The organism is Polaribacter sp. 20A6 (assembly GCF_011378915.1).
GTDB classification, from domain to species: Bacteria; Bacteroidota; Bacteroidia; order Flavobacteriales; family Flavobacteriaceae; genus Polaribacter; species Polaribacter sejongensis.
Genome location: NZ_WTPZ01000006.1, coordinates 1 through 20,678 on the forward strand (window position 1 = coordinate 1; position 20,678 = coordinate 20,678).

The 20,678-nt window shown below is 30.1% G+C and carries 20 protein-coding genes; 10 read left to right on the forward strand and 10 right to left on the reverse strand.

What is annotated here, in order from left to right; all coding sequences use genetic code 11:
- Nucleotides 1–651 precede the first annotated feature (651 nt).
- The 3 genes from GQS57_RS14135 to GQS57_RS14145 form a co-directional block, all read right to left on the reverse strand.
- On the reverse strand, nt 652–1,389 hold the full coding sequence (locus GQS57_RS14135) for a DUF4294 domain-containing protein (RefSeq protein ID WP_240915491.1): 738 nt from the start codon (nt 1,387–1,389) through the stop codon (nt 652–654).
- 90 nt (nt 1,390–1,479) lie between these two features.
- Nucleotides 1,480–3,477, reverse strand: a complete 1,998-nt coding sequence (gene ligA, locus GQS57_RS14140) for an NAD-dependent DNA ligase LigA (RefSeq protein WP_165733518.1) — start codon at nt 3,475–3,477, stop codon at nt 1,480–1,482.
- A 14-nt stretch (nt 3,478–3,491) separates the two neighbouring features.
- Nucleotides 3,492–4,007: a hypothetical protein gene (locus tag GQS57_RS14145; protein ID WP_240915492.1), complete on the reverse strand. Its 516-nt coding sequence runs from the start codon at nt 4,005–4,007 to the stop codon at nt 3,492–3,494.
- 212 nt (nt 4,008–4,219) lie between these two features.
- Here GQS57_RS14145 and GQS57_RS14150 point away from each other — a divergent pair, with 212 nt between their 5' ends.
- On the forward strand, nt 4,220–4,882 hold the full coding sequence (locus GQS57_RS14150) for a hypothetical protein (protein ID WP_165733520.1): 663 nt from the start codon (nt 4,220–4,222) through the stop codon (nt 4,880–4,882).
- Nucleotides 4,883–5,098: 216 nt separating this feature from the next.
- Here the strand turns inward: GQS57_RS14150 and GQS57_RS14155 are convergent, their stop codons facing one another.
- Together GQS57_RS14155 and GQS57_RS14160 are read right to left on the reverse strand one after the other, a co-directional pair.
- A complete protein-coding gene (locus GQS57_RS14155; protein ID WP_165733521.1) occupies nt 5,099–6,541 on the reverse strand; it encodes a glyceraldehyde-3-phosphate dehydrogenase in 1,443 nt (480 codons plus the stop codon).
- Between the two features lie 132 nt (nt 6,542–6,673).
- Nucleotides 6,674–8,062, reverse strand: coding sequence for a trypsin-like peptidase domain-containing protein (locus tag GQS57_RS14160; protein WP_165733522.1), 1,389 nt, complete (start codon nt 8,060–8,062; stop codon nt 6,674–6,676).
- A gap of 130 nt (nt 8,063–8,192) precedes the next feature.
- Between GQS57_RS14160 and dapF the strand changes: the two genes are divergently transcribed.
- The 6 genes from dapF to GQS57_RS14190 all read left to right on the forward strand — a co-directional run bounded on the left by dapF (nt 8,193) and on the right by GQS57_RS14190 (nt 13,657).
- Nucleotides 8,193–8,963 (forward strand): diaminopimelate epimerase, encoded by a 771-nt coding sequence (gene dapF / locus GQS57_RS14165; protein ID WP_165733523.1) that lies wholly within the window; start codon nt 8,193–8,195, stop codon nt 8,961–8,963.
- A gap of 58 nt (nt 8,964–9,021) precedes the next feature.
- Nucleotides 9,022–10,311, forward strand: a complete 1,290-nt coding sequence (locus GQS57_RS14170) for a hypothetical protein (RefSeq protein WP_165733524.1) — start codon at nt 9,022–9,024, stop codon at nt 10,309–10,311.
- 122 nt (nt 10,312–10,433) lie between these two features.
- Nucleotides 10,434–10,955, forward strand: a complete 522-nt coding sequence (locus GQS57_RS14175; RefSeq protein ID WP_165733525.1) for a GNAT family N-acetyltransferase — start codon at nt 10,434–10,436, stop codon at nt 10,953–10,955.
- A 29-nt stretch (nt 10,956–10,984) separates the two neighbouring features.
- Nucleotides 10,985–12,013, forward strand: coding sequence for an endolytic transglycosylase MltG (gene mltG, locus GQS57_RS14180; RefSeq protein ID WP_165733526.1), 1,029 nt, complete (start codon nt 10,985–10,987; stop codon nt 12,011–12,013).
- Between the two features lie 67 nt (nt 12,014–12,080).
- On the forward strand, nt 12,081–12,992 hold the full coding sequence (locus GQS57_RS14185) for a DUF2279 domain-containing protein (RefSeq protein ID WP_165733527.1): 912 nt from the start codon (nt 12,081–12,083) through the stop codon (nt 12,990–12,992).
- Nucleotides 12,993–13,126: 134 nt separating this feature from the next.
- Entirely contained in the window at nt 13,127–13,657 is a 531-nt protein-coding gene (locus GQS57_RS14190; RefSeq protein ID WP_254712756.1) for a peptidoglycan-binding protein LysM, read from the forward strand.
- A 35-nt stretch (nt 13,658–13,692) separates the two neighbouring features.
- Here the strand turns inward: GQS57_RS14190 and GQS57_RS14195 are convergent, their stop codons facing one another.
- Entirely contained in the window at nt 13,693–14,154 is a 462-nt protein-coding gene (locus GQS57_RS14195) for an Lrp/AsnC family transcriptional regulator (protein WP_165733528.1), read from the reverse strand.
- A 170-nt stretch (nt 14,155–14,324) separates the two neighbouring features.
- On the opposite strand from GQS57_RS14195, the gene GQS57_RS14200 reads away from it, so the two are divergent.
- The gene (locus GQS57_RS14200) at nt 14,325–15,287 is read left to right on the forward strand and encodes an NAD-dependent epimerase/dehydratase family protein (RefSeq protein WP_165733529.1); all 963 of its coding nucleotides are present in this window, start codon (nt 14,325–14,327) and stop codon (nt 15,285–15,287) included.
- 4 nt (nt 15,288–15,291) lie between these two features.
- Nucleotides 15,292–16,479 (forward strand): glycine C-acetyltransferase, encoded by a 1,188-nt coding sequence (gene kbl / locus GQS57_RS14205; protein WP_165733530.1) that lies wholly within the window; start codon nt 15,292–15,294, stop codon nt 16,477–16,479.
- Between the two features lie 183 nt (nt 16,480–16,662).
- Here the strand turns inward: kbl and GQS57_RS14210 are convergent, their stop codons facing one another.
- The 3 genes from GQS57_RS14210 to dnaA all read right to left on the reverse strand — a co-directional run bounded on the left by GQS57_RS14210 (nt 16,663) and on the right by dnaA (nt 19,463).
- The gene (locus tag GQS57_RS14210) at nt 16,663–17,367 is read right to left on the reverse strand and encodes an SAM-dependent methyltransferase (protein ID WP_165733531.1); all 705 of its coding nucleotides are present in this window, start codon (nt 17,365–17,367) and stop codon (nt 16,663–16,665) included.
- 118 nt (nt 17,368–17,485) lie between these two features.
- Nucleotides 17,486–17,938 carry a low molecular weight protein-tyrosine-phosphatase gene (locus GQS57_RS14215; RefSeq protein WP_165733532.1) on the reverse strand — a complete coding sequence of 151 codons (453 nt, stop codon included), beginning with the start codon at nt 17,936–17,938 and terminating at the stop codon, nt 17,486–17,488.
- 97 nt (nt 17,939–18,035) lie between these two features.
- Nucleotides 18,036–19,463: a chromosomal replication initiator protein DnaA gene (gene dnaA, locus GQS57_RS14220; protein WP_165733533.1), complete on the reverse strand. Its 1,428-nt coding sequence runs from the start codon at nt 19,461–19,463 to the stop codon at nt 18,036–18,038.
- Between the two features lie 170 nt (nt 19,464–19,633).
- On the opposite strand from dnaA, the gene GQS57_RS14225 reads away from it, so the two are divergent.
- Entirely contained in the window at nt 19,634–20,032 is a 399-nt protein-coding gene (locus tag GQS57_RS14225) for a thioesterase family protein (protein WP_165733534.1), read from the forward strand.
- A gap of 37 nt (nt 20,033–20,069) precedes the next feature.
- Here GQS57_RS14225 and GQS57_RS14230 read toward each other — a convergent pair whose 3' ends face one another.
- The gene (locus tag GQS57_RS14230) at nt 20,070–20,678 is read right to left on the reverse strand and encodes a YigZ family protein (protein WP_165733535.1); all 609 of its coding nucleotides are present in this window, start codon (nt 20,676–20,678) and stop codon (nt 20,070–20,072) included.

The following is a 20,678-nucleotide window of genomic DNA, read 5'->3' on the forward strand; positions in this document are numbered from 1 at the left end:
AGAATTTCCACAAAGTAATTCTTAAAACCGGAATAATATGAGCTCTTATATATAGGTGCATATTTATAAATAGGATGAATTCGACGAATTGGGTGCCTTACTAATGGAGAAAAAAGAGTTATTATTATCTTACTACTCTAAAAAAACTATGAAACAAGTTTTTCTGACACATAGTGGAACATAAGTTGTGGGGTTTTCTTTGGCTAAATAACAATGGACAAGGTGTATTTGATTGAGACTTATATGTAATCTATACAAAAACAAACAGCCCCTAAGAATAAAACACTAATTATCAAGTTATTAGAACTAATAAACCTCACAGGTTTTAAAAACCTGTGAGGTCTTGGTGATGGTTTTGTCTTAAATGTTAAGGAAGTACTCCATAGTGTTTGTTCCGTATTAAAGCATTACTTATATATGTACGATTCTTTGAAAAGGAACTTCATTTGGCAAATTAGCTGTGTTAGGGATTGAAACGGCATCCTTTTTATATGATTATTGTAGCGATAGCAGAAATAAGCATACAAAAAGATATAGTGGAAAGCCCGACCTTTTTTATCTAAAACCTTCTTTAAATTGATGTTGGTCATTAAATAATAACGATATTTATATAGTATAAACTAAAAAAAAGGGAACACCCAAAAGAAAATATTAATTCTTAGAAGTTCTAATTTTTCCTTTTTTACGCATTTTAGAAAAAAACAGTTTGTATTCTTCTACATTAATCTCTGACTTTCTTTCTATAATTATTTTAGTAAAATCGAAATTGAGTTTTGACGATTGAGGTTTAAGCTTACCTTCTTGAAATGCACGTTGCAAGACATCCTCTATTAGAAAATCTTCATTTTCTGTTTCTGGATGGTATTCTGTTTTTAATGAAAGTTTAAAAACGTTTGCCGTCGTATTGTACCAAAATGCTTTCCAACCACTTCTTAATTCTTTGATATTATCGAATGCAGTTTCACCTGTTTGACGATGGATTAACTTAATGAGGATTCGACCTTCTGTGGTAGTCATCTTTTTAATTTGATCTGTAAACTCGCCTTCTATGTATTTTTGAATAATCTTTGTGTACTGTCTTCTTTTCCTTTTAGATTCGATTTTTTCTAATCTTACATTTAAAGAATCTAACCTTTCTGAGGCAAGTTGCGCATAGGGATAGGCTCTAAATACTTTTCTACGGAACCACAAATAATAACGAACATCTTCTCTTGAACTGAATTTATGTTTTGGTAATAATGAAAACTCATTAAGATTTACAACTAATGTATCTCCTGGTTTTACAAAAACATAATCGTCGTCATTAATAGGCAAGGAATCTGTTTCTTGTATTTGAGAAAAAGAGACTGCCGAAATTAGTACTATATATATGTAAAGAAGTTTTTTCAATTTTATTATCATATTACAAGACAGCATCAGTTGAAAATGAAAGTCAACTATTTCTATTATTTACTGCAAATTAGAGTCCAAAGTTATCTTTTAACTAATTTTATCTATAAAATCTTGTTCAGAAATTATTGCAATTCCTAAACTCTCTGCTTTTGTTAATTTTGATGGTCCCATATTATCACCAGCAACAATAAAATTTGTTTTTTTAGAGATTGATGAACTTACTTTTCCGCCATTATCTTCAATAGCTTTCTTTAATTCATTTCTACTCATTTGATAAAAAACGCCAGATACTACAAATATTTGTCCTGCTAGTTTATCTGTTTGATTCTCTAAACTTTCAGCAGAAACTTCTAATTGAACTCCCGATGTTTTTAAACGATTTATTAAATCGATATTTTCTTGATTTGTAGAAAATTCAATAATACTTTGCGCTATTCTCTCTCCTATTTCGTCTACGCTTATTAACGTTTCTAAATCTGCAGACATTAAATTGTCTATTGATTTAAAATGTTTTGCTAATTTTTTAGCTACCGTTTCTCCTACAAAACGAATTCCGAGTGCAAATAATACTTTTTCGAACGGAATTTCTTTTGATTTGATAATTCCGTCAATCATATTCTGAGCAGATTTTTCTGCCATTCTTTCTAACGGAATAACCTGATCTACGGTTAAATCATATAAATCAGCATAACTTTTAACAAGTCCTTCTTTTCGTAATAAATCTACCGTTTCACCCCCTAAACCATCGATATCCATGGCTTTTCTAGAAATAAAATGCTGAATTCTTCCTGTAATTTGAGGCGCACATCCAAACTCGTTTGGACAATAATGCTTTGCATCTCCTTCTGTTCTTATCAATTCTGTATTACACACCGGACAATTGGTTGCGTAAATTGTATGTTCTGAGTCTTGTGGTCGTTTTGAAAAATCTACAGCAATAATCTTAGGAATAATTTCTCCCCCTTTTTCCACAAAAACAGTATCTCCTACTCTAATATCTAATTTTGAAATTTGATCTGCATTGTGCAATGAGGCTCTTTTTACTGTTGTACCTGCTAATTGCACAGGTTCTAAATTTGCGACCGGAGTTATTGCGCCGGTTCTTCCAACCTGATACGTAATCTCTTTTAAAACCGTTGAAACTTGTTCGGCTTTAAACTTATACGCAATTGCCCATCTTGGTGCTTTTGCTGTGTACCCTAGTTCTTCTTGCTGATATAAATTATTTACTTTAACTACAATTCCGTCAGTTTCGTAAGGTAAACTGTGTCGTTTTGTATCCCAATTGGTGATAAAATCGAAAACTTCATCAATCGATTTTACCAAAGTGATGGTTTCTGGAACTTTAAAACCTACTTTTCTAGCGTTTTCTAAACTCTCAAAATGGGTTTTGTATTTTCGTTCCTCCGCTACTACTTGATATAATAAACAATCTAAAGGTCTTCTTGCAACTTCTGTACTGTCTTGTAATTTTAAGCTTCCGCTTGCGGTGTTTCTTGGGTTTCTATATTCTTCTTCTCCGTTTTCTACACGCTCTTCATTCATTTTATTAAAACCTTCAATAGGTAAAATGATTTCTCCTCGCATTTCGAAATTAGAGACGAAGTCTTCTTTTATACTTAAAGGAATAGAACGAATTGTTTTTATGTTAGGTGTTACTTCATCTCCTTGAAAACCATCTCCACGTGTTACAGCTTTAACAAACTGACCATTTTCATAGGTTAAATTAATGGAAGCTCCGTCGAATTTTAGCTCACAAGTATACTCTACTTCTGTTGTGCCCAAAACTTTTTGCACTCTTTCTTCCCAATCTAATAAATCTTCTTTAGAATAGGAGTTGCTTAAAGAATACATTCTATTTTTATGAACAACCGTATTAAAGTTTTTTGTTACCGTTCCTCCTACTCTTTGCGTTGGAGAATTTGGATCAAAAAACTCAGGGTTTTCTGCTTCTAACTTTTCTAATTCTTTTAATTTTATATCGAACTCGTAATCTGAAATTGATGCGTTATCTAACCCATAATAATTGTAATTATGTGTATTTAATTCATCACGAAGTGCTACTATTTTTTGTTGATTTGTCATTCTTAAATAAAAAATTAATCTTGTTGTTTTCCTGTTAATACACTTACTCTATTTGAAAAAGGGTTTCCAGTAGAGCGTCTAAACGAAACTATTTGTCCAACATGCCAAATTGCATCTGCAATTGGTCCGTTTATTACACACCAAAAAGAAAACTCTTTATCTGGAAATAAAATTTTATAATCAGAAACATCTTTACTTTCTCTAAGAATTGTACTTGCTTGTAATAAGTTTTCTAGTGTTTTTTTCCTTTTTTCTACAAATGTGAGCTCAGGTTGCTCACCTCCATTTACCTTTTTTAAAGTAGCATATAAAATTCTTATTGATAAATTATAAATATGATCTATCGTTTCTTCTGTTGTTCTTGCTTCTAAATTTGGCTTAAAAGTTAAATCTTTTTCTACTAAACCATCTGTTGCCCAATAATATCTAAACCCCAAACCATCTATCATTCTACTAGTTGTTGAACCCGCAGTAAATTCTGTTGAAGGTTCTGGTATTTGAAAATAGGGTAAATCTTGATGAGATTTCATATAAAAACGGATTATTAAGATGTGTAAAAATAGTAAAAAGAGGGTTGGCAACAAAAGTTTGTTTAATCAAAAAAGGAGTGTAAAATAATGAGCTATTTATAACTAAAAAAAGACAACTGTTTTCTGTTAAAAAAACAATAATACTACTAAATAACTTGTTATTAATTTGAATAATATGTAATTTACATGGACATTCAAAAATGAAGTAAAAAATGAAGTACGCTATTAAAATAAACAAAATTTCTACAGTAGATGACTTGGAGAATTCTTGGAGTATTGAAGATTACAAAGAACTTTTGGTACGTTTTGATTTTGCCAATAATAATGTAAATGACATTAAAGAGTTAAGAGAATTACTTTTTATGGCAATTTCGGAAAAAGAACCTAATGAAGCAGCTGCCATTGTTTTAGATTATAAACTATCGGATGTTTTAAATGAGGGACAAATAGATTCTCTTTCTTATGAAATGTTGGTGGATAAGATTTCTGAGGAATACCCAAAAATTGAATTACACAAAACACTTTTTATTATAAACCAGCTTTTATACAAAGCTTTTAATGGAAAATTCCCAAATACAAAAGCGACTGTTGTAGATTTTGAAATTACTCCAGCTAGAAACGCTGAAATAAACATTACGAAAGAAATTGCCTTAAAATGTTTTACTCAAAACTTAGATAGCCATAACGTGATTAAACGATTATTTGCAGATCAATTAAATGCTGAAGAAGCTTTTGTGGAAGCTAATGATATTATTTGGTATTTAGAAAAAAATGAAACAGGCTATAGAATGACGACCTCTGAATATTTTATGAGTAAAGAAGAGTTTTTAAATGAAGATTTTGAAGCTGTTATTGATTTCTTTGAAGAAGAATAAATAAGACTGTTAAAATTGAAAAAATTGATTTTTAAAATAATTACAGAAGCTGCCAAACAAGTTTAGCCCTGATTGAAATGGCATCCTTTTTTTGTTTTTTCAAAAAAAGATATAATGGAAAGCAGGAAATTGCTTCTAAAAAAATAAAACCCGAAACAACAACATTTCGGGTTTTTACATTCAATTTTAATTGAATGAACTTGCACTAAGAGATTTTTAATAATAGGTATACCTTCTTACTTTGGCAATGTGTTTTGCGAGACGCATTACTTGATGTGAATATCCATATTCATTGTCGTACCAAATATAAATTACAATAGTTTCCTTGTCTGTAATTGTAGATTTACTATCGAAAATTGAAGGTGCTGTAGATCCTAGAATATCTGAAGATACCAACTCATTGTCTAATGAATATTTAATTTGTTCCACCAAATCGCCTTCTAAGGCATATTTTTTTATAATTGAGTTTACACGTTCTGTAGAAACCATTGTATTTAACTGCAAATTGAGAATTGCCAAAGATCCATTAGGAACTGGAACTCTAATTGCATTAGATGTTAATTTACCTGCCAATGCAGGAATTGCCTTAGCAACTGCAGCACCGGCACCAGTTTCTGTAATCACCATATTTAAAGCCGCAGCTCTTCCTCTTCTATTTTTACTATGCATATTGTCTACCAAATTTTGGTCGTTTGTGTATGCATGAATGGTTTCTAAATGTCCTTTTTTAATTCCGAAATTATCTTCTAATACTTTTAAAATTGGTGTAATTGCATTGGTTGTACAAGATGCGGCAGAAAAAATATCTACCAAATCTGGATTATATTTTTTGTGATTTACACCATGTACAATATTAGGAATTCCTTTTCCTGGAGCTGTTAACAAAACTTTGCTTGCCCCCTTTGCTTTTAAATGTCTTGCCAGAGCAACATCATCTCTAAAAGCACCTGTATTATCTATAATTAATGCGTCTTTAATTCCGTATTTGGTATAATCGATTTCTTCTGGATTATTTGCAGAAATTAAATGAACTGTTGTTCCGTTTATAATTAGAGCGTTGTGCTCTACGTCTATTTCTACAGTTCCTAAAAAATCTCCGTGCACAGAATCTATACTTAATAAAGAAGCTCTTTTTTCTAAAACTTCTCTATTTATTTCGCCACGAGTTACAATAGCTCTTAATCTTAATTGTGAGCCTTTCCCCATTTTAGACATAAGCTCTCTCGCTAATAAGCGACCTATTCTACCAAAACCATACAAAACAACATCTTTAGGTTGAATGTTCTCTGATTCTGTAGCGCCTTTTAATTTGTTCCTTACAAAAGCCACTTTATCAGCTCCTTTTATAGGACTTAAATAACACTCGTAAGCAAGTTTACCAATATCTAATTTAGAAGATGGTAAGTCTATTTGCTGAATTGCTTTTGCAATACCTAAGGCATCTTGTATAGAAATTGGTTTGTTTACAAATTCTTTAGCATAGTTTATTAAATTTAAAACCTCACTTGCTCTTTTGTCTATTAAAGTGTTTCTAAATAATACAAGTTCAATAGATTTATCATACCATAAATCATTTACAATAGTGATAAACTCTACTGTTGCTCTTCTATTTTGAGCTTGTGTAATTACCTCTTTTTCGTAATCTAAAATTATTGACATATTGAAAATTAAAATAAATTTCAGGCAAAAGTATTTCTTTTTCCTTGAATACGAAATCGATTTCGTAAAGTTTTCGTAAATAAAAAAATCCTGATAAATTATCAGGATTTTAATTATTGTTATTTTTCTATTCTATCTAAAAGCATAACGCTCTCTTTCTCCGTCTAAATTGATAACTTCTATATAAATTGGATTTCCCGCTCCAAAAGATGCATCTATTTCTTTTACAGCATCACTAGCATTTAAAACTGGCTTCTTATTAATTTTTGTAATAATATAGCCTTCCTTTACACCATAATAATTAAGATTTCTATTTTGATTGGTCATTATTCTAGCACCTCCAGGAATATCAAATTTCTTAATTTCTTTTTTAGAAACATCTTTTAAAACAACTCCTAATTTTCTAGAAACATAAGCATCTTTTTTACTTAATGTTATACTCTTAGTGATCTCTTCTCCATCTCTATCAATCGTAATATTTACTAAATCTCCTGGTCTTTTTGCTGTTAATTGACCTCTTAACTCAGAGAATTTAGAAATCTTAACATCATTAACTTTTTTAATAACATCTCCAGATTTTAAACCACCTTTTTGCGCACCACCATCATCACTAACTCCTGCAATCAACACTCCTTCTATATCTCCATCTTCTTGATTTATGTTGATCCCTAAAATAGCCTCTTGCACAGTACCAAATTCTAATAAATCATCTACAACTTTTTTAGCAATATTAGACGGAACTGCAAAAGAATAGCCAATAAAAGAACCTGTCTTAGAAGTAATTGCCGTGTTAATACCCACTAACTCACCACGTGTATTTACCAAAGCTCCTCCACTATTTCCTGGATTTACCGCTGCATCTGTTTGAATAAAAGAATCTGTAGACCTAGTTCCTTCTAAATCTCTGCCTTTTGCACTCACAATACCTGCAGTAACTGTAGATGTTAAATTATAAGGATTACCGACTGCTAAAACCCATTCTCCAATTTTTATATTGTCTGAATTTGCAAACGGAATATAAGGTAAATCAAAATCTACATCAATTTTTAACAATGCAATGTCGTTATCTTTATCCGTACCTATTAATTGTGCTTTATATTTTTTTCTATTATTTAAAGTAATTTCTATATCAGACGCTCCATCAATAACGTGATTGTTAGATACAATATAACCGTCTTGCGAAATAATTACACCACTCCCCGTACCAACTTGCTCAAATTTTCTGGTTCCGTTACTATTACCAAAGAAAAGATCTATCGGACTAGATTGTGTTCTAATCGCAGTATTTTTAACATGAACTACGGCATGTACGGTATTTTCTGCAGCAACCGTAAAATCTACAGAATTGGCTATTGCATTTGCATTGTTTAATGCTGGGTTATAGTTTGCCGTAACCGTTTTTATGGGGTGAGAAAAACTTCTTTCTATAACCACATTTTCATTAAATAGCATTTTATATCCGCCTAAAGTGATAGCGCCTCCTAAAACTGCCATTCCTAATAAACTTAGTATTTTTTTCATGATTTTAAATTTTTATTACTCAAATATACAATTATAACAATTTCAAAAAATCTGTTTAACTTGATTTTAACTGACTTTAACCGCTTTTTAACAGTGCTTTTTTATTCTTTAAATTCATATATTTGTGCTAATGAATTTAGACTTTTATAAATACCAAGGAACCGGAAATGATTTTGTTATGATAGATAACAGAACTCTAACTTTTCCGAAAGAAAACATTGCCCATATAGCGAAACTTTGTGATAGAAATTTTGGTGTTGGTGCAGATGGAGTTATCTTAATTGAAAACGATACCGATTTCGATTTTAGAATGATTTATTTTAATGCTGATGGAAGTGAAACTTTCTGCGGAAATGGTGGCAGATGTGCAGTTGCTTTTGCAAAACACTTAGAAATTATTACCTCTAAAACGAGCTTTATTGCTGTAGATGGTCCTCATTTAGCTACAATTGAAAATGGAATTGTTTCTTTAAAAATGATAGATGTTGATGAAATTATCTTGAAGGAGAATTCAGTTTTTGCATATACAGGAACCCAACACCATGTAGAATTAGTCGATGATTTAGATAATTTTCCTGTTTTTGAAAAAGGAAAAGAAATAAGATATTCTTATAGTGCTCCTGGAAGTAATGTGAATTTTGCTCAGAAAATTAATGAGACTACTTTTAGAGTAAGAACCTACGAAAAAGGTGTTGAAAATGAAACTTTAGCTTGCGGAACCGGAGTGACAGCAGTTGCAATTGCCATGCACAAAACGGGAAAAACAACAAGTAATTTAATTTCTTTACCTGTTGAAGGTGGAAATTTAGAGGTTTCTTTTTCTGAAAAGGATGGAATTTACACAAATGTATTTTTAAAAGGACCTGCTACTTTTGTTTTTAAAGGGGAAATTACTTTTTAAATATTAATCTCAAAAAATGGTATCCTTTTGACTCTGACATTCACTACAAATAAAGATTATGAGTATTTTAAAAAATCTTTTTAACACAAAAAAAGACCAAACTGAAATATTTCCGAAAGAAAGTAATGAAGGAAATGTGAAAATTGAAAACAATCAAATTATTTGTACAGATACTAAAGGAATACATAGTTGTACTGTAAACTTAAAAGATTTACAATATGCATATATCACTATTAAAAGGAATCAATTAGCCTATCTTTTCCTTTTTGATTACCATCAAAACTTTATACCTGTTAACTATACCGGATTCAGTAAAATGTACCAAGAGTTATCTGCTAAGTTTGATTTTAATAATCCTATTTTTTTTAAAAATATTGTAAAAACAACCGTTTTAAAAAAAGAAATTTGGAGAAAAAAATATACTCCTACTTTTGAAATACTAAAGTATGATGATACCGATTATAACCTAGGGTTTGAAGTGCAGTCTCAACCCAAGCAATTCATTTCTTGGGATACTTCGTATGAGGAATTAGAAAAAAATAAAAATACTTTATTTAAAAAATCACCTTACGGACAAAAATTGCTAAAATTTAATGCTCCTGTACGTATTGGAAATATTCTTTTAAAAGATTTTAGTGCTTATTTTGAAAACGATAGAACTGATGTTCCTGTTCTACACTTTTACACACATTGTTTTAATAGTATAGCAACTGATGAAAGTTATATACAGCTAAAGAAAATTTTAAACAAAGATTTAGCTAGTAGCAAAATGAATAACGGTTATGAAAGAGTAGATCAAAAAAATATAAATTTCAATTTAAAAGGAATGCACTTATCAATTTGTTATACCTATGACAGTGATTGGCATTTTAATGGTGGTTATACTTCTTTATCGATAGAGAATAAAAGAGAATACCCAGAATTACTGCGTAATGAAAGTTACGAAGAACGGATGGTTATTTCCGATTTCTTATTATTAAATGGAAATATTACCATTTCTGGTGATTACCGAAAGAACAAAAGGATAAAAATAAGACCAAAAAAAATAAATCTTCAATTTAAAGACAAAACCATTATTTGGGTTGATGATAAAAATAAAAAAATAGGATTTTCTAGTAATAACTTAGCACAATTATTTGATATTACTGAAATAAATTCATTCTGTATTCAAAATATTTTACCTGCAAAAGGAAGTGGTGGTGCTTACCTAGAAATAATAACAGATAATAAAAAATACAACCACTCTATTTTTTATGAAGCTTGTAATTTTTTTGATAAATATGCTCTAGAGATAGAGAAAGTAACAGGGAAAAAAGTAGTTTTTGCTAAAGAGTACCATGATTTTTAATCAAAAACTAAAGCTTTTTCTATGCAACTCTAAGCTGTATAAGATTATTATTTTACTTATTTTGCATTCTATAATCTAAATGCTTATAAATTTTCTAACAAGAAAACTAATTTTAGAAAAATATGACTTTAAACGGTAAAAAAATAACATTACGCGCTTTAGAACCCGAAGATTTAGACTTTCTATATCAAATAGAAAATAACGAGTCTTTTTGGGAAATTAGCCACACACAAACTCCTTTTTCTAAATTTATTCTAAGACAGTATTTAGAAAATGCACATTTAGATATTTACGAAGCAAAACAACTACGTCTATTAATTGAAGAAACTGCGACAAGAAGACAACTTGGAATGATTGATTTATTCGATTATAATCCGATGCATAAAAGAGCAGGAATTGGTGTTTTAATCCATCCAGAATTTCAAAAACAAGGATTTGCATCCGAAGCACTCTCTATTTTAATTCAATATGCTTTCTCTACTTTAAATATGCATCAATTGTATGCCAATATTACAACTGATAATTCTAAAAGTATCTCGTTTTTTAAGAAACATAACTTCAATAAAGTAGGTATAAAAAAAGATTGGATATTATCCGAAGGAAAATTTAAAGATGAAGTTTTATTTCAGTTGATAAAAGACTAATTTTGCAATTCTAAAAAAATCAAAAAACTTTGGGTAAAAAATTTATATACGCAGTTATTGCTACCGTTATTTTTATTAGTGGAATTATAGGATACCAATATTATCAAAAAATATTTGGAAAATCGATTACAAAAGACACAGAACTTTTTATATACTCTTCTGACAGCTTAATTGATGTGAAAGAAAAAATTTCTGAATTTTCTAAAAACACTAACACTTTTCTTTTAGTAGCTGCTAAGAAAAACCTTTCGAAACCAAAACCAGGTAGATATATTCTAAAAGAAGGAATGTCTAACAACGAGTTGGTAAACCTTTTAAGAAGCGGTAACCAAACACCTGTAAAGTTATCTTTTAATAACCAAGACACTTTAGAAAAATTAGCAGGAAGAATTGCAGAACAATTAGAAACAGATTCAATTTCGTTGTTAACCTCTTTTAAAGACAAAGGTTTCTTATCTAAAAACAACCTGACAGAAAAATCTGTATTGCAAATTTTTGTTCCAAATAGTTATCAGTTTTACTGGACTGTTTCTGCAGAAAACTTTAGAGACAAAATCTTTGTAGAATACAATCGTTTTTGGAATGAAAGTAGACTACAAAAAGCAAAAGCATTAGAATTGTCTAAAGAAGAAGTGATAACTTTAGCTTCTATTGTACAAAAAGAAACTGCAAAAAACATAGAAAGACCAATTGTTGCTGGTTTGTATTTAAATAGATTAAAAAAAGGTTGGCCTTTGCAAGCAGATCCTACAATTATCTATAGTGTTAAAGAACTTAAAGGACAAGATTATGTGGTAAAAAGGGTATTGACAGCAGATTTAGAAATAAACTCTCCTTACAACACCTATAAATTTAAAGGTTTACCGCCTACGCTAATTTCTATGCCAGATATTTCATCTATTGACGGCGTTTTAAATGCAGAAAAACATGACTATTTTTATATGTGTGCTAATGTAGATAAATTAGGATATCATGCTTTTGCAAAAACACTTTCTCAGCATAATAGAAATGCAGCAAAATATCATCAATGGATGAACAAACAAAGTATTAATAGATAGTTTTATAAGTAATAGTAACGTTTATCTCTTCTTACTGTTGTAAAATACAACCCTATATATTTTTAAAATGATAAAATTGAAATTAAATAAATTAATTGTTTTTTCTCTCTTTTTTTTATTGACGATTTTCTCTCATGCCCAAAACTCATCATTTTATAAAAAATCTGACACCTTAAATACAAAAAGAAAAAACGCTATTATTCTTACCGAAAGTGTAATGGCTGGAGGCGCTTTAATTGCCTTAAACCAACTTTGGTATCAAGATTATCCACGTTCAAGTTTTCATTTTAAAAATGACAATAAAGATTGGAAGCAAATGGATAAAGTTGGACATTTTATGACTTCCTACTATCTTGGTAAAGTTGCTATGGAAACTTTAGATTGGGCTGGAGTTTCTAAAAAAAACCAATTAATTTACGGAGCAACAGCAGGCTTTGCTTTTTTAACTGCTGTAGAAGTATTAGATGGTTTTTCTGAAGAATGGGGAGCTTCACCTGGTGATGTTCTTGCAAACGCAACAGGAACTGGATTGTTAATAGGACAAGAATTATTATGGCAAGAACAACGTATTACAGTTAAGTACTCTTTTAATCAAACCAAGTTTGCAAAACAACGACCAAATACCTTAGGAGAAAACTATTTACAACAAGCTTTAAAGGATTATAACGGACAAACGTATTGGCTTTCTGCTAATATTTGGTCTTTTAACAAGAAAAGTTCATTTCCAAAATGGCTAAATGTTGCTTTAGGGTATGGAGCCGAAGGCATGCTTTATGGAAACTCAAACGCAGTAAACCCAATACAGCAAGATGCTTACCGACAATTCTACCTAAGTTTAGACCTCGATTTAACAAAAATAAAGACAAATTCGGAATTCTTAAAATCTGTCTTTTCTGTTGTAAACTTCATAAAAATACCTGCTCCTACTCTTGAAATCAACACCAAAGGAGCTTTAACATTTCATTATATGTATTTTTAATAAAATTTAACATATTGATTATCAGTATAATTAAATTTGGTTATACATTTGCACCCGCAAAACAGAAAATTTAGTTTATCAAAAAGTTTTTATTTTTAAGTATCGTATTTTTAGGATTTATCAACGCAACTTCTATTGATAAAAAAATAGGTACTCACAACAAAGTTACTTTCCCAAAATTCGTAGACTATAACATTCCTTATTTACAAAAGGACTTTGTAGGCTTTAAAGAAGCATTGGCTTTTAAAGAATCTCAAGGAAGTTATACCGTAGTAAACACATTAGGTTATTTAGGAAAATACCAATTTGGAAGAACAACTTTACGAAGATTTAAAATTTACAATACAACAGCATTTTTAAAAGATCCAGAATTACAAGAAAAGGCATTTATAGCTTTGTGTAAAGTAAATAAATGGATTTTAAGAAAAGATATTAGACGTTCTGTAGGAAAAACCATAAACGGTATTAAAATTACAGAATCTGGTATCTTAGCAGCTGCTCATTTAAGTGGTGCTGGAAACGTAAAAAAATATTTAAGAAGTAACGGTGTTGAAGGCTTTTCTGATGCTTACGGTTCTTCTATAAAGTCTTATTTAAAGAACTTTGGAGGTTATAATGTTTCTAATATTATAGCAGACCAAGACGCTACTGTTATTAATAGTTAATTAACAGAATACAGCTCTTAATAATACTATTAGTTTTATATGCAATACCCCGTGGTACGAGTTATTTCTTTTAAAACAAAATAACTTTCTAAAACACCAATATTCTCAATTTTAGAAAGTTTTAGCCTTACAAACTCATGATATTCATTAAGGCTACCTAAGTTAATTTTCAAAAAAAAGTCAACCTTACCAGCCATATGGTAACATTCTTGTACTTCTTTTAAACCTCTAATTTGCTTTTCAAATTTATCTATAAAGCCTTCATCGTGGTATCTTAATGACACCATACAAATTGCTGTAATAGGAATATTTAGAAGGTCTTTATCTATAAGTGCAACGTACTTTTTAATATATCCACGTTTTTCTAATCTTCTAACACGCTCATACACTGGAGAAGGAGTTAGATTAAGCATCTCTGCAACTTCTTTTGTTGTTTTTTTAGAATCTTCTTGAAGAATTCTTAAAATATTTAAATCTGTTTCGTCTATTTTTTCCATATAAAGATAAAATCACTTGTTAGGGGCTTACATACACCCATGTAAAAGTATTTAAAATTTAAATACTGATTAAATAAAGATAAAAATACTTATTTTTAAATTAAACTAAGTGAAATTAACTTTATAATTAATCAAATATTTAATTTTATCCTTTCAAAATATTATTAAAAATGGATAAAGAAATTATTTTAATAACAGGATCTAGTGGTCAATTAGGCACTGTTTTGGCCGAAAAATTACAAGAAAAATACGGGGTTAAAAATATAATAGCAACAGATTTAAGAGTAAACCCAACATTTAATGGGGTATTTGAAACTCTAGATGTTACAGACTTTGATGCTATAGAAGCAATTGTATTAAAATATAAAATCACTCAAATATACCATTTAGCAGCTATTTTGTCTGCAAATGGAGAAAAACATCCATTAAGTACTTGGGACTTAAATATGAAAACTTTATTTAATGTTTTAGAAGTCTCTAGAATTCATAAAATAAGTAAAGTGTTTTTCCCTAGCTCTATTGCCGTTTTCGGGAATAATGTAGAACGCTTAAATACTCCTCAATCTTCCAATTTAACACCTTCTACGGTATACGGAATTAGTAAAGCTGCAGGAGAAAATTGGGGAAAATACTATTTCGATAAATACGGGTTAGATGTGCGATCATTAAGATATCCTGGTGTTATTGGTTATCAATCTTTACCAGGTGGAGGTACAACTGATTATGCTGTAGATATTTTTCATAAAGCTGTTAAGAACGAGAATTATGAGTGTTTTTTAAATGCAGATACTACGTTACCAATGATTTATATGGATGACGCTATAAGAGCCACCTTAGAATTAATGGAAGCTCCAAAAGACAAAATAACAATAAGAACGTCTTATAATATTTCTGGTTTAAGCTTCAACCCTAATCAACTAGAAACTTGTATTAAAGAAAACTATACTGATTTTAAAGTAACTTATTCACCAGACTTTAGACAAGAAATAGCAAATTCTTGGCCAATAAGTATAGATGATTTGGAAGCAAGAAAAGATTGGCAATGGAAACCAAAATTTGATATCAAGTCTTTAACAAAAGTGATGTTAAAAAACTTGGAACTTAAATATAATAATAACCTTATAAATTCATAATATTATGTACGGCACTATAAAAAACGATTTAAAAAAAGAATTAGAAACTATAAAATCTAATGGTCTTTTTAAAAGCGAACGTATATTGACCTCTAAACAAGGAGCAAATATTAGCACAGTTAACCAAGACAATGTTCTTAATTTTTGTGCCAATAATTATTTAGGACTTGCATCACATCCAGACGTACTAGAAGCAGGAATAAATGCTATAAAAACACATGGTTTTGGTCTTTCTTCTGTTCGATTTATTTGTGGAACACAAGATATTCATAAAGAATTAGAAGAAAAAACTGCCGCTTTTTTAGGAATGGAAGATTGTATTTTATATGCTGCTGCTTTTGATGCTAATGGAGGCTTATTTGAACCTTTACTTTCTGCTGAAGACGCTGTTATTTCTGACGCTTTAAACCACGCTTCTATTATTGATGGTATTCGTCTTTGTAAAGCAAAAAGATTTAGATATTCTCATAACAACATGGCGGATCTAGAAGAACAATTAAAACAAGCTAGCTCATCTAGACGTAGATTAATTGTTACAGATGGTTCATTTTCTATGGATGGAACCATCGCTCAATTAGATAAAATTTGTGATTTAGCAGACAAATATGATGCTTTAGTAATGATTGACGAATGCCATTCTACTGGTTTTATTGGTGCAACCGGAAGAGGTGTACATGAATACCATAATGTAATGGATAGAGTAGATATTATTACTGGAACTTACGGTAAAGCTTTAGGTGGTGCATCTGGTGGTTTTACAGCAGCAAGAAAAGAAATAGTTGATATTTTAAGACAGAACTCTCGCCCTTATTTATTTTCAAATACGTTGGCTCCTGCAATTGTTGGTGCTACACTAAAGGTATTAGATAAAATAACAAAATCTACAGATTTACGAGATACACTAGAACAGAACACTATGTTTTTTAGATCTGAAATGACAACGGCTGGTTTTAAAATTGTAGAAGGTACACACCCAATTGTACCAATAATGCTTTATGACGCTAAAATTGCTCAAGAATTTGCAAAACTCTTGCTAGATGAAGGTATTTACGTTATTGGTTTCTTCTTCCCTGTTGTACCAAAAGGAAAGGCAAGAATTAGAGTCCAATTGTCTGCTGCACATTCTAAAGAACATATCAAAAAAGCAATTGAAGCTTTTGTAACAGTTGGAAAAAAATTAAACGTTATTTAATATCACAAAGTTATAAGCCTAAAGACATATTTATTTCATTTTTAGACTTCAAAAAAAAACACTTAATAATCTATAGATTATTAAGTGTTTTTTTTGATCAGTATCTTTTATAATATTTACATCACAAAGTCTTTAATAGAACTTTAGTCTAAAATACAGCAATATACTAGAGTCTGTTTTAGACTACTTATGGATAATAAAAATAGCTGGTTTCTTATGTAAGTCTGGTTGTTGATGCTTCCAGTCTTTAATCATCATAGTTTTTATATATTCTGATGGCAAAGTAATATCTGCCGCAATACATAAATTGGTAGTTGGTGATAAAGTCGCTTTTAAATCTGCCAACATTTTATCATTCCGATAAGGTGTCTCTATAAAAATTTGAGATTGATCTTTATCTTGAGAAATTCTCTCCAAATCTTTTATCGTTTTTTTTCTATCCGATTTATCTATAGGCAAATACCCGTTAAAAGCAAAGTTCTGCCCATTCATACCAGAACTCATCATCGCCATGATAATAGACGATGGTCCAACTAAAGGAATTACACGAATATTATTTTCATGTGCTAACTTAACAATACTTGCACCAGGATCTGCAATTGCAGGCACACCAGCTTCAGACAATAACCCAACATTAACTCCTTCTTTACAAATATCTAAATACCTAGACGTTTCTAATTCTTCAGCATATTTGTCTAACAACATTAACTGAAGTGAAGGCTGCGATTTTTTAGGTGAAATTTTCTTAATAAATCTTCTTGCTGATTTTTCATTTTCAACAATATAGTAATCAATCTGTTCAACTACTTTTTTAACTGATAAAGGCATTACTTCTAAAGGTTCAGTTTCTCCTAAAGTAGTGGGGATTAAATAGAGTTTACCAATCATTTTTTATATTTTAGATACAGTTTTCACGATTTTAGACAAACTAAAAACGTAGAAATAATATTTTTATTTTTTTTGACACTTATTATACAGGCTCTCACTGATAAAGAACATCCTTTATTTAAGACAAATTATCCGCAATAATATCACAAGCTTCATCTAACATTTTATACACATTTTCAAAACCTTCATTTCCTCCATAATATGGATCTGGAACACTTAAATTTTTAGTAGGATGTGTTTCATTTAAAATCATTCTTACCTTCTGCTCATCAGTATTATCTCTGGCCAACGACAGTATGTTTTGATAATTACTATCATCCATTGCAAAAATAATATCAAATTCGTCAAAATCTTTTACAACAAATTTTCTTGCTCTTTGCTTAGTGATGTCTATTCCATGTTTTTGAGCAACTTCTATAGAGCGTTCATCCGGAAGTTTACCAATATGATATGCAGCTGTACCTGCAGAATCTACAGAAACAGTATTAGAATTTACTTTAGATTGTAAAATTCCTTCTGCCAAGGGAGAGCGACATATATTCCCTAAACAAACCATCAATATTTTTTGCATAAAAATAATTTTTGATAAAAATAAGAAACAATTACGCTCTTAAAAAATTTAAGAGCGTAAAATTAAAATATCAATAAGTTATTCGAAAATCTACTATTTAGAAAGTCAACTTTTTAGTTAAATCCTCTACGTACTTTTTAAACTGCTTGTCGGTTTCTGTTAAGTTATCTACCGTTTTACAAGCATGTAATACCGTTGCATGATCTCTTTGTCCTATTTGATTACCAATACTTGCTAAAGAAGTCTTTGTTAATCTTTTAGCAAAAAACATGGCTAACTGACGCGCTTGTACAATATGACGTTTACGTGTTTTAGATTGTAAAGTTGCTACATCCATATCAAAATACTTAGAAACTTCTTTCTGAATATAATCTATAGAAACCTCTTTCTTAGTGTTTTTTACAAATTTATCTACAATCTGTTTTGCTAATTCTACAGAAAACTCTTTTCTATTAAAAGAAGCCTGTGCAATCATAGAAATAACAACACCTTCTAATTCTCTTACGTTAGATTTTATATTTTTTGCAATATATTCTACAATATCTTCAGGCATTTCTACACCATCTCTGTACAATTTATTCTGTAAGATAGAAATTCTAGTTTCGTAATCTGGTGCTTGTAACTCCGCAGATAACCCCCACTTAAAACGAGATAATAAGCGCTGCTCAATATCTTGCATATCTACAGGAGCTTTATCCGAAGTTAAAATAACCTGTTTTCCATTTTGATGTAAATGGTTAAAAATATGGAAGAATACATCTTGTGTACCAGCTTTACCTGACAAGAATTGTACATCATCTATAATTAACACATCTACCATTTGATAGAAATGAATAAAATCATTTCTTGTATTTGATTTTACAGAATCTATAAACTGTTGTGTAAATTTTTCTGAAGAAATATATAAAACAGTCTTGTCTGGGTATTTATCCTTGATATCCACACCAATAGCATGCGCCAAATGTGTTTTACCTAACCCAACACCACCATATACTAATAATGGATTAAAAGAGGTTCCTCCTGGCTTATTTGCCACTGCCATACCTGCAGAACGTGCCAATCTATTAGAATCTCCTTCTATAAAGTTTGCAAAACTATAATTAGGGTTTAATTGAGATTCTATTTTCACTTTTTGTAATCCAGGAATTACAAAAGGGTTTCTTAATTCTCTTTTATTAGACTCTAAAGGAACAGTAACTCTTTGTGGCTTTAAAGGATCTCTGTTAGAACTCGGGATTTTAACAATTTGCGGTCTATTACTGCTATAATTGTTTTCCATTTTTACATCGTAAATCAATTTAGCATCGTTGCCTAATTGTTTTACCAAAGCAACACGTAATAATTTGATATAGTGCTCTTCTAACCATTCGTAAAAAAATTTACTAGGCACCTGAATAGTCAACGCTTCGCCAGAAAGTTTTACCGGTTTTATTGGCTCGAACCAAGTTTTATATGCTTGCGGTTTTATGTTATCTTTTATAAAAGACAAACATTCATCCCAAACTGAGTCAGCATTTATAATCATTTAATTTTAGCGATTTTTTGTGTTATAATTAGGGTTTAAAAAGGGCTTATGATGCCTTTTTTAAGGTGGTACAAAAATGTGAATAAAATTCAGTATAAAAAAATCAATTTGCTATTGATTATTAACTATTTTTTACGTAGAATACACAAAACACTAATTAATTATATCACTTGAAAAAATCTATAACAAAAACTAGAATCCGATATTCAGAAACCGATCAGATGGGGGTTGTGTATCACGGTAATTACGCGCAATTTTTTGAACTAGGACGTACCGAATGGATGCGTTCTTTAGGGGTTACATACAAAGATATGGAATTAAGTGGGATAATGCTTCCTGTTATTTCTATAAATTTTAAATTTATAAAATCTGCTTTGTATGACGACGTTTTAACCATAAAAACAATATTGAAAAAGAAACCAATGGTTAAAATTGAGTTTGATTATGAAATTGTAAATCAAAATGACGAACTCATTTGTACAGGAAGTTCTGTTTTAGCTTTTATGAATTCTAAAACGATGAAACCAACTCGCTGTCCAGATCATTTATTAAAAGGTTTGGGGTATTAATTTTTTAAACAGAGAAAAACATTCTGGAACTAAAATACTACTCTAGTTCTTTAATATCTACTTTATATAAAGTATCAAAAATAGTATAAATTGCTTGTGCATCTTTTTTTCTGATAGAAATGGTGTACTCGCAATTCATTTCTAATTTTTGATTGGTAATCTCAATATTTTTCTCTTTGATAATTCTTTGTACGGCATTCATCATATCGTACTCAAAAGTTAACTTATAATAAATATTTATGGTTTTTTCTAATATATCAGCAGCCTCTAAGCTAATTTGTGCAGATGTTTTATAGGCAGAAATTAAACCTCCAACCCCCAATTTTGTTCCGCCGAAATAACGGACAGAAACAATTAAAACATTCGTTACCTCAAAAGATTGTATTTGACCATAAATTGGTAAACCGGCAGAATTATTAGGTTCTCCATCATCATTTGCTCTAAATTTCACATCTTCAATACCTAATTGATAGGCATAACAAAAATGACGTGCAGCATGATGTTTCTTTCTTAAGTCTTCTAAATGTTCTTTTACATCCTCTTCTGATAAAACAGGAAAAACATATCCAAAAAACTTAGATCCTTTTTCTTTAAAAAGGGTTTCTTCAGATGGTTTTTCTATTGTTTTATAAACGTCTTCTAACAT

Excerpts from the sequence above, each read along its gene's own strand:
- ligA (WP_165733518.1), bottom strand. The coding sequence starts at position 3,477 with ATGACAAATCAACAAAAAATAGTAGCACTTCGTGATGAATTAAATACA.
- GQS57_RS14145 (WP_240915492.1), bottom strand. The coding sequence starts at position 4,007 with ATGAAATCTCATCAAGATTTACCCTATTTTCAAATACCAGAACCTTCA.
- GQS57_RS14150 (WP_165733520.1), top strand. The coding sequence starts at position 4,220 with ATGAAGTACGCTATTAAAATAAACAAAATTTCTACAGTAGATGACTTG.
- GQS57_RS14155 (WP_165733521.1), bottom strand. The coding sequence starts at position 6,541 with ATGTCAATAATTTTAGATTACGAAAAAGAGGTAATTACACAAGCTCAA.
- GQS57_RS14160 (WP_165733522.1), bottom strand. The coding sequence starts at position 8,062 with ATGAAAAAAATACTAAGTTTATTAGGAATGGCAGTTTTAGGAGGCGCT.
- dapF (WP_165733523.1), top strand. The coding sequence starts at position 8,193 with ATGAATTTAGACTTTTATAAATACCAAGGAACCGGAAATGATTTTGTT.
- GQS57_RS14170 (WP_165733524.1), top strand. The coding sequence starts at position 9,022 with ATGAGTATTTTAAAAAATCTTTTTAACACAAAAAAAGACCAAACTGAA.
- GQS57_RS14175 (WP_165733525.1), top strand. The coding sequence starts at position 10,434 with ATGACTTTAAACGGTAAAAAAATAACATTACGCGCTTTAGAACCCGAA.
- GQS57_RS14185 (WP_165733527.1), top strand. The coding sequence starts at position 12,081 with ATGATAAAATTGAAATTAAATAAATTAATTGTTTTTTCTCTCTTTTTT.
- GQS57_RS14195 (WP_165733528.1), bottom strand. The coding sequence starts at position 14,154 with ATGGAAAAAATAGACGAAACAGATTTAAATATTTTAAGAATTCTTCAA.
- GQS57_RS14200 (WP_165733529.1), top strand. The coding sequence starts at position 14,325 with ATGGATAAAGAAATTATTTTAATAACAGGATCTAGTGGTCAATTAGGC.
- kbl (WP_165733530.1), top strand. The coding sequence starts at position 15,292 with ATGTACGGCACTATAAAAAACGATTTAAAAAAAGAATTAGAAACTATA.
- GQS57_RS14210 (WP_165733531.1), bottom strand. The coding sequence starts at position 17,367 with ATGATTGGTAAACTCTATTTAATCCCCACTACTTTAGGAGAAACTGAA.
- GQS57_RS14215 (WP_165733532.1), bottom strand. The coding sequence starts at position 17,938 with ATGCAAAAAATATTGATGGTTTGTTTAGGGAATATATGTCGCTCTCCC.
- dnaA (WP_165733533.1), bottom strand. The coding sequence starts at position 19,463 with ATGATTATAAATGCTGACTCAGTTTGGGATGAATGTTTGTCTTTTATA.
- GQS57_RS14230 (WP_165733535.1), bottom strand. The coding sequence starts at position 20,678 with ATGTTAGAAGACGTTTATAAAACAATAGAAAAACCATCTGAAGAAACC.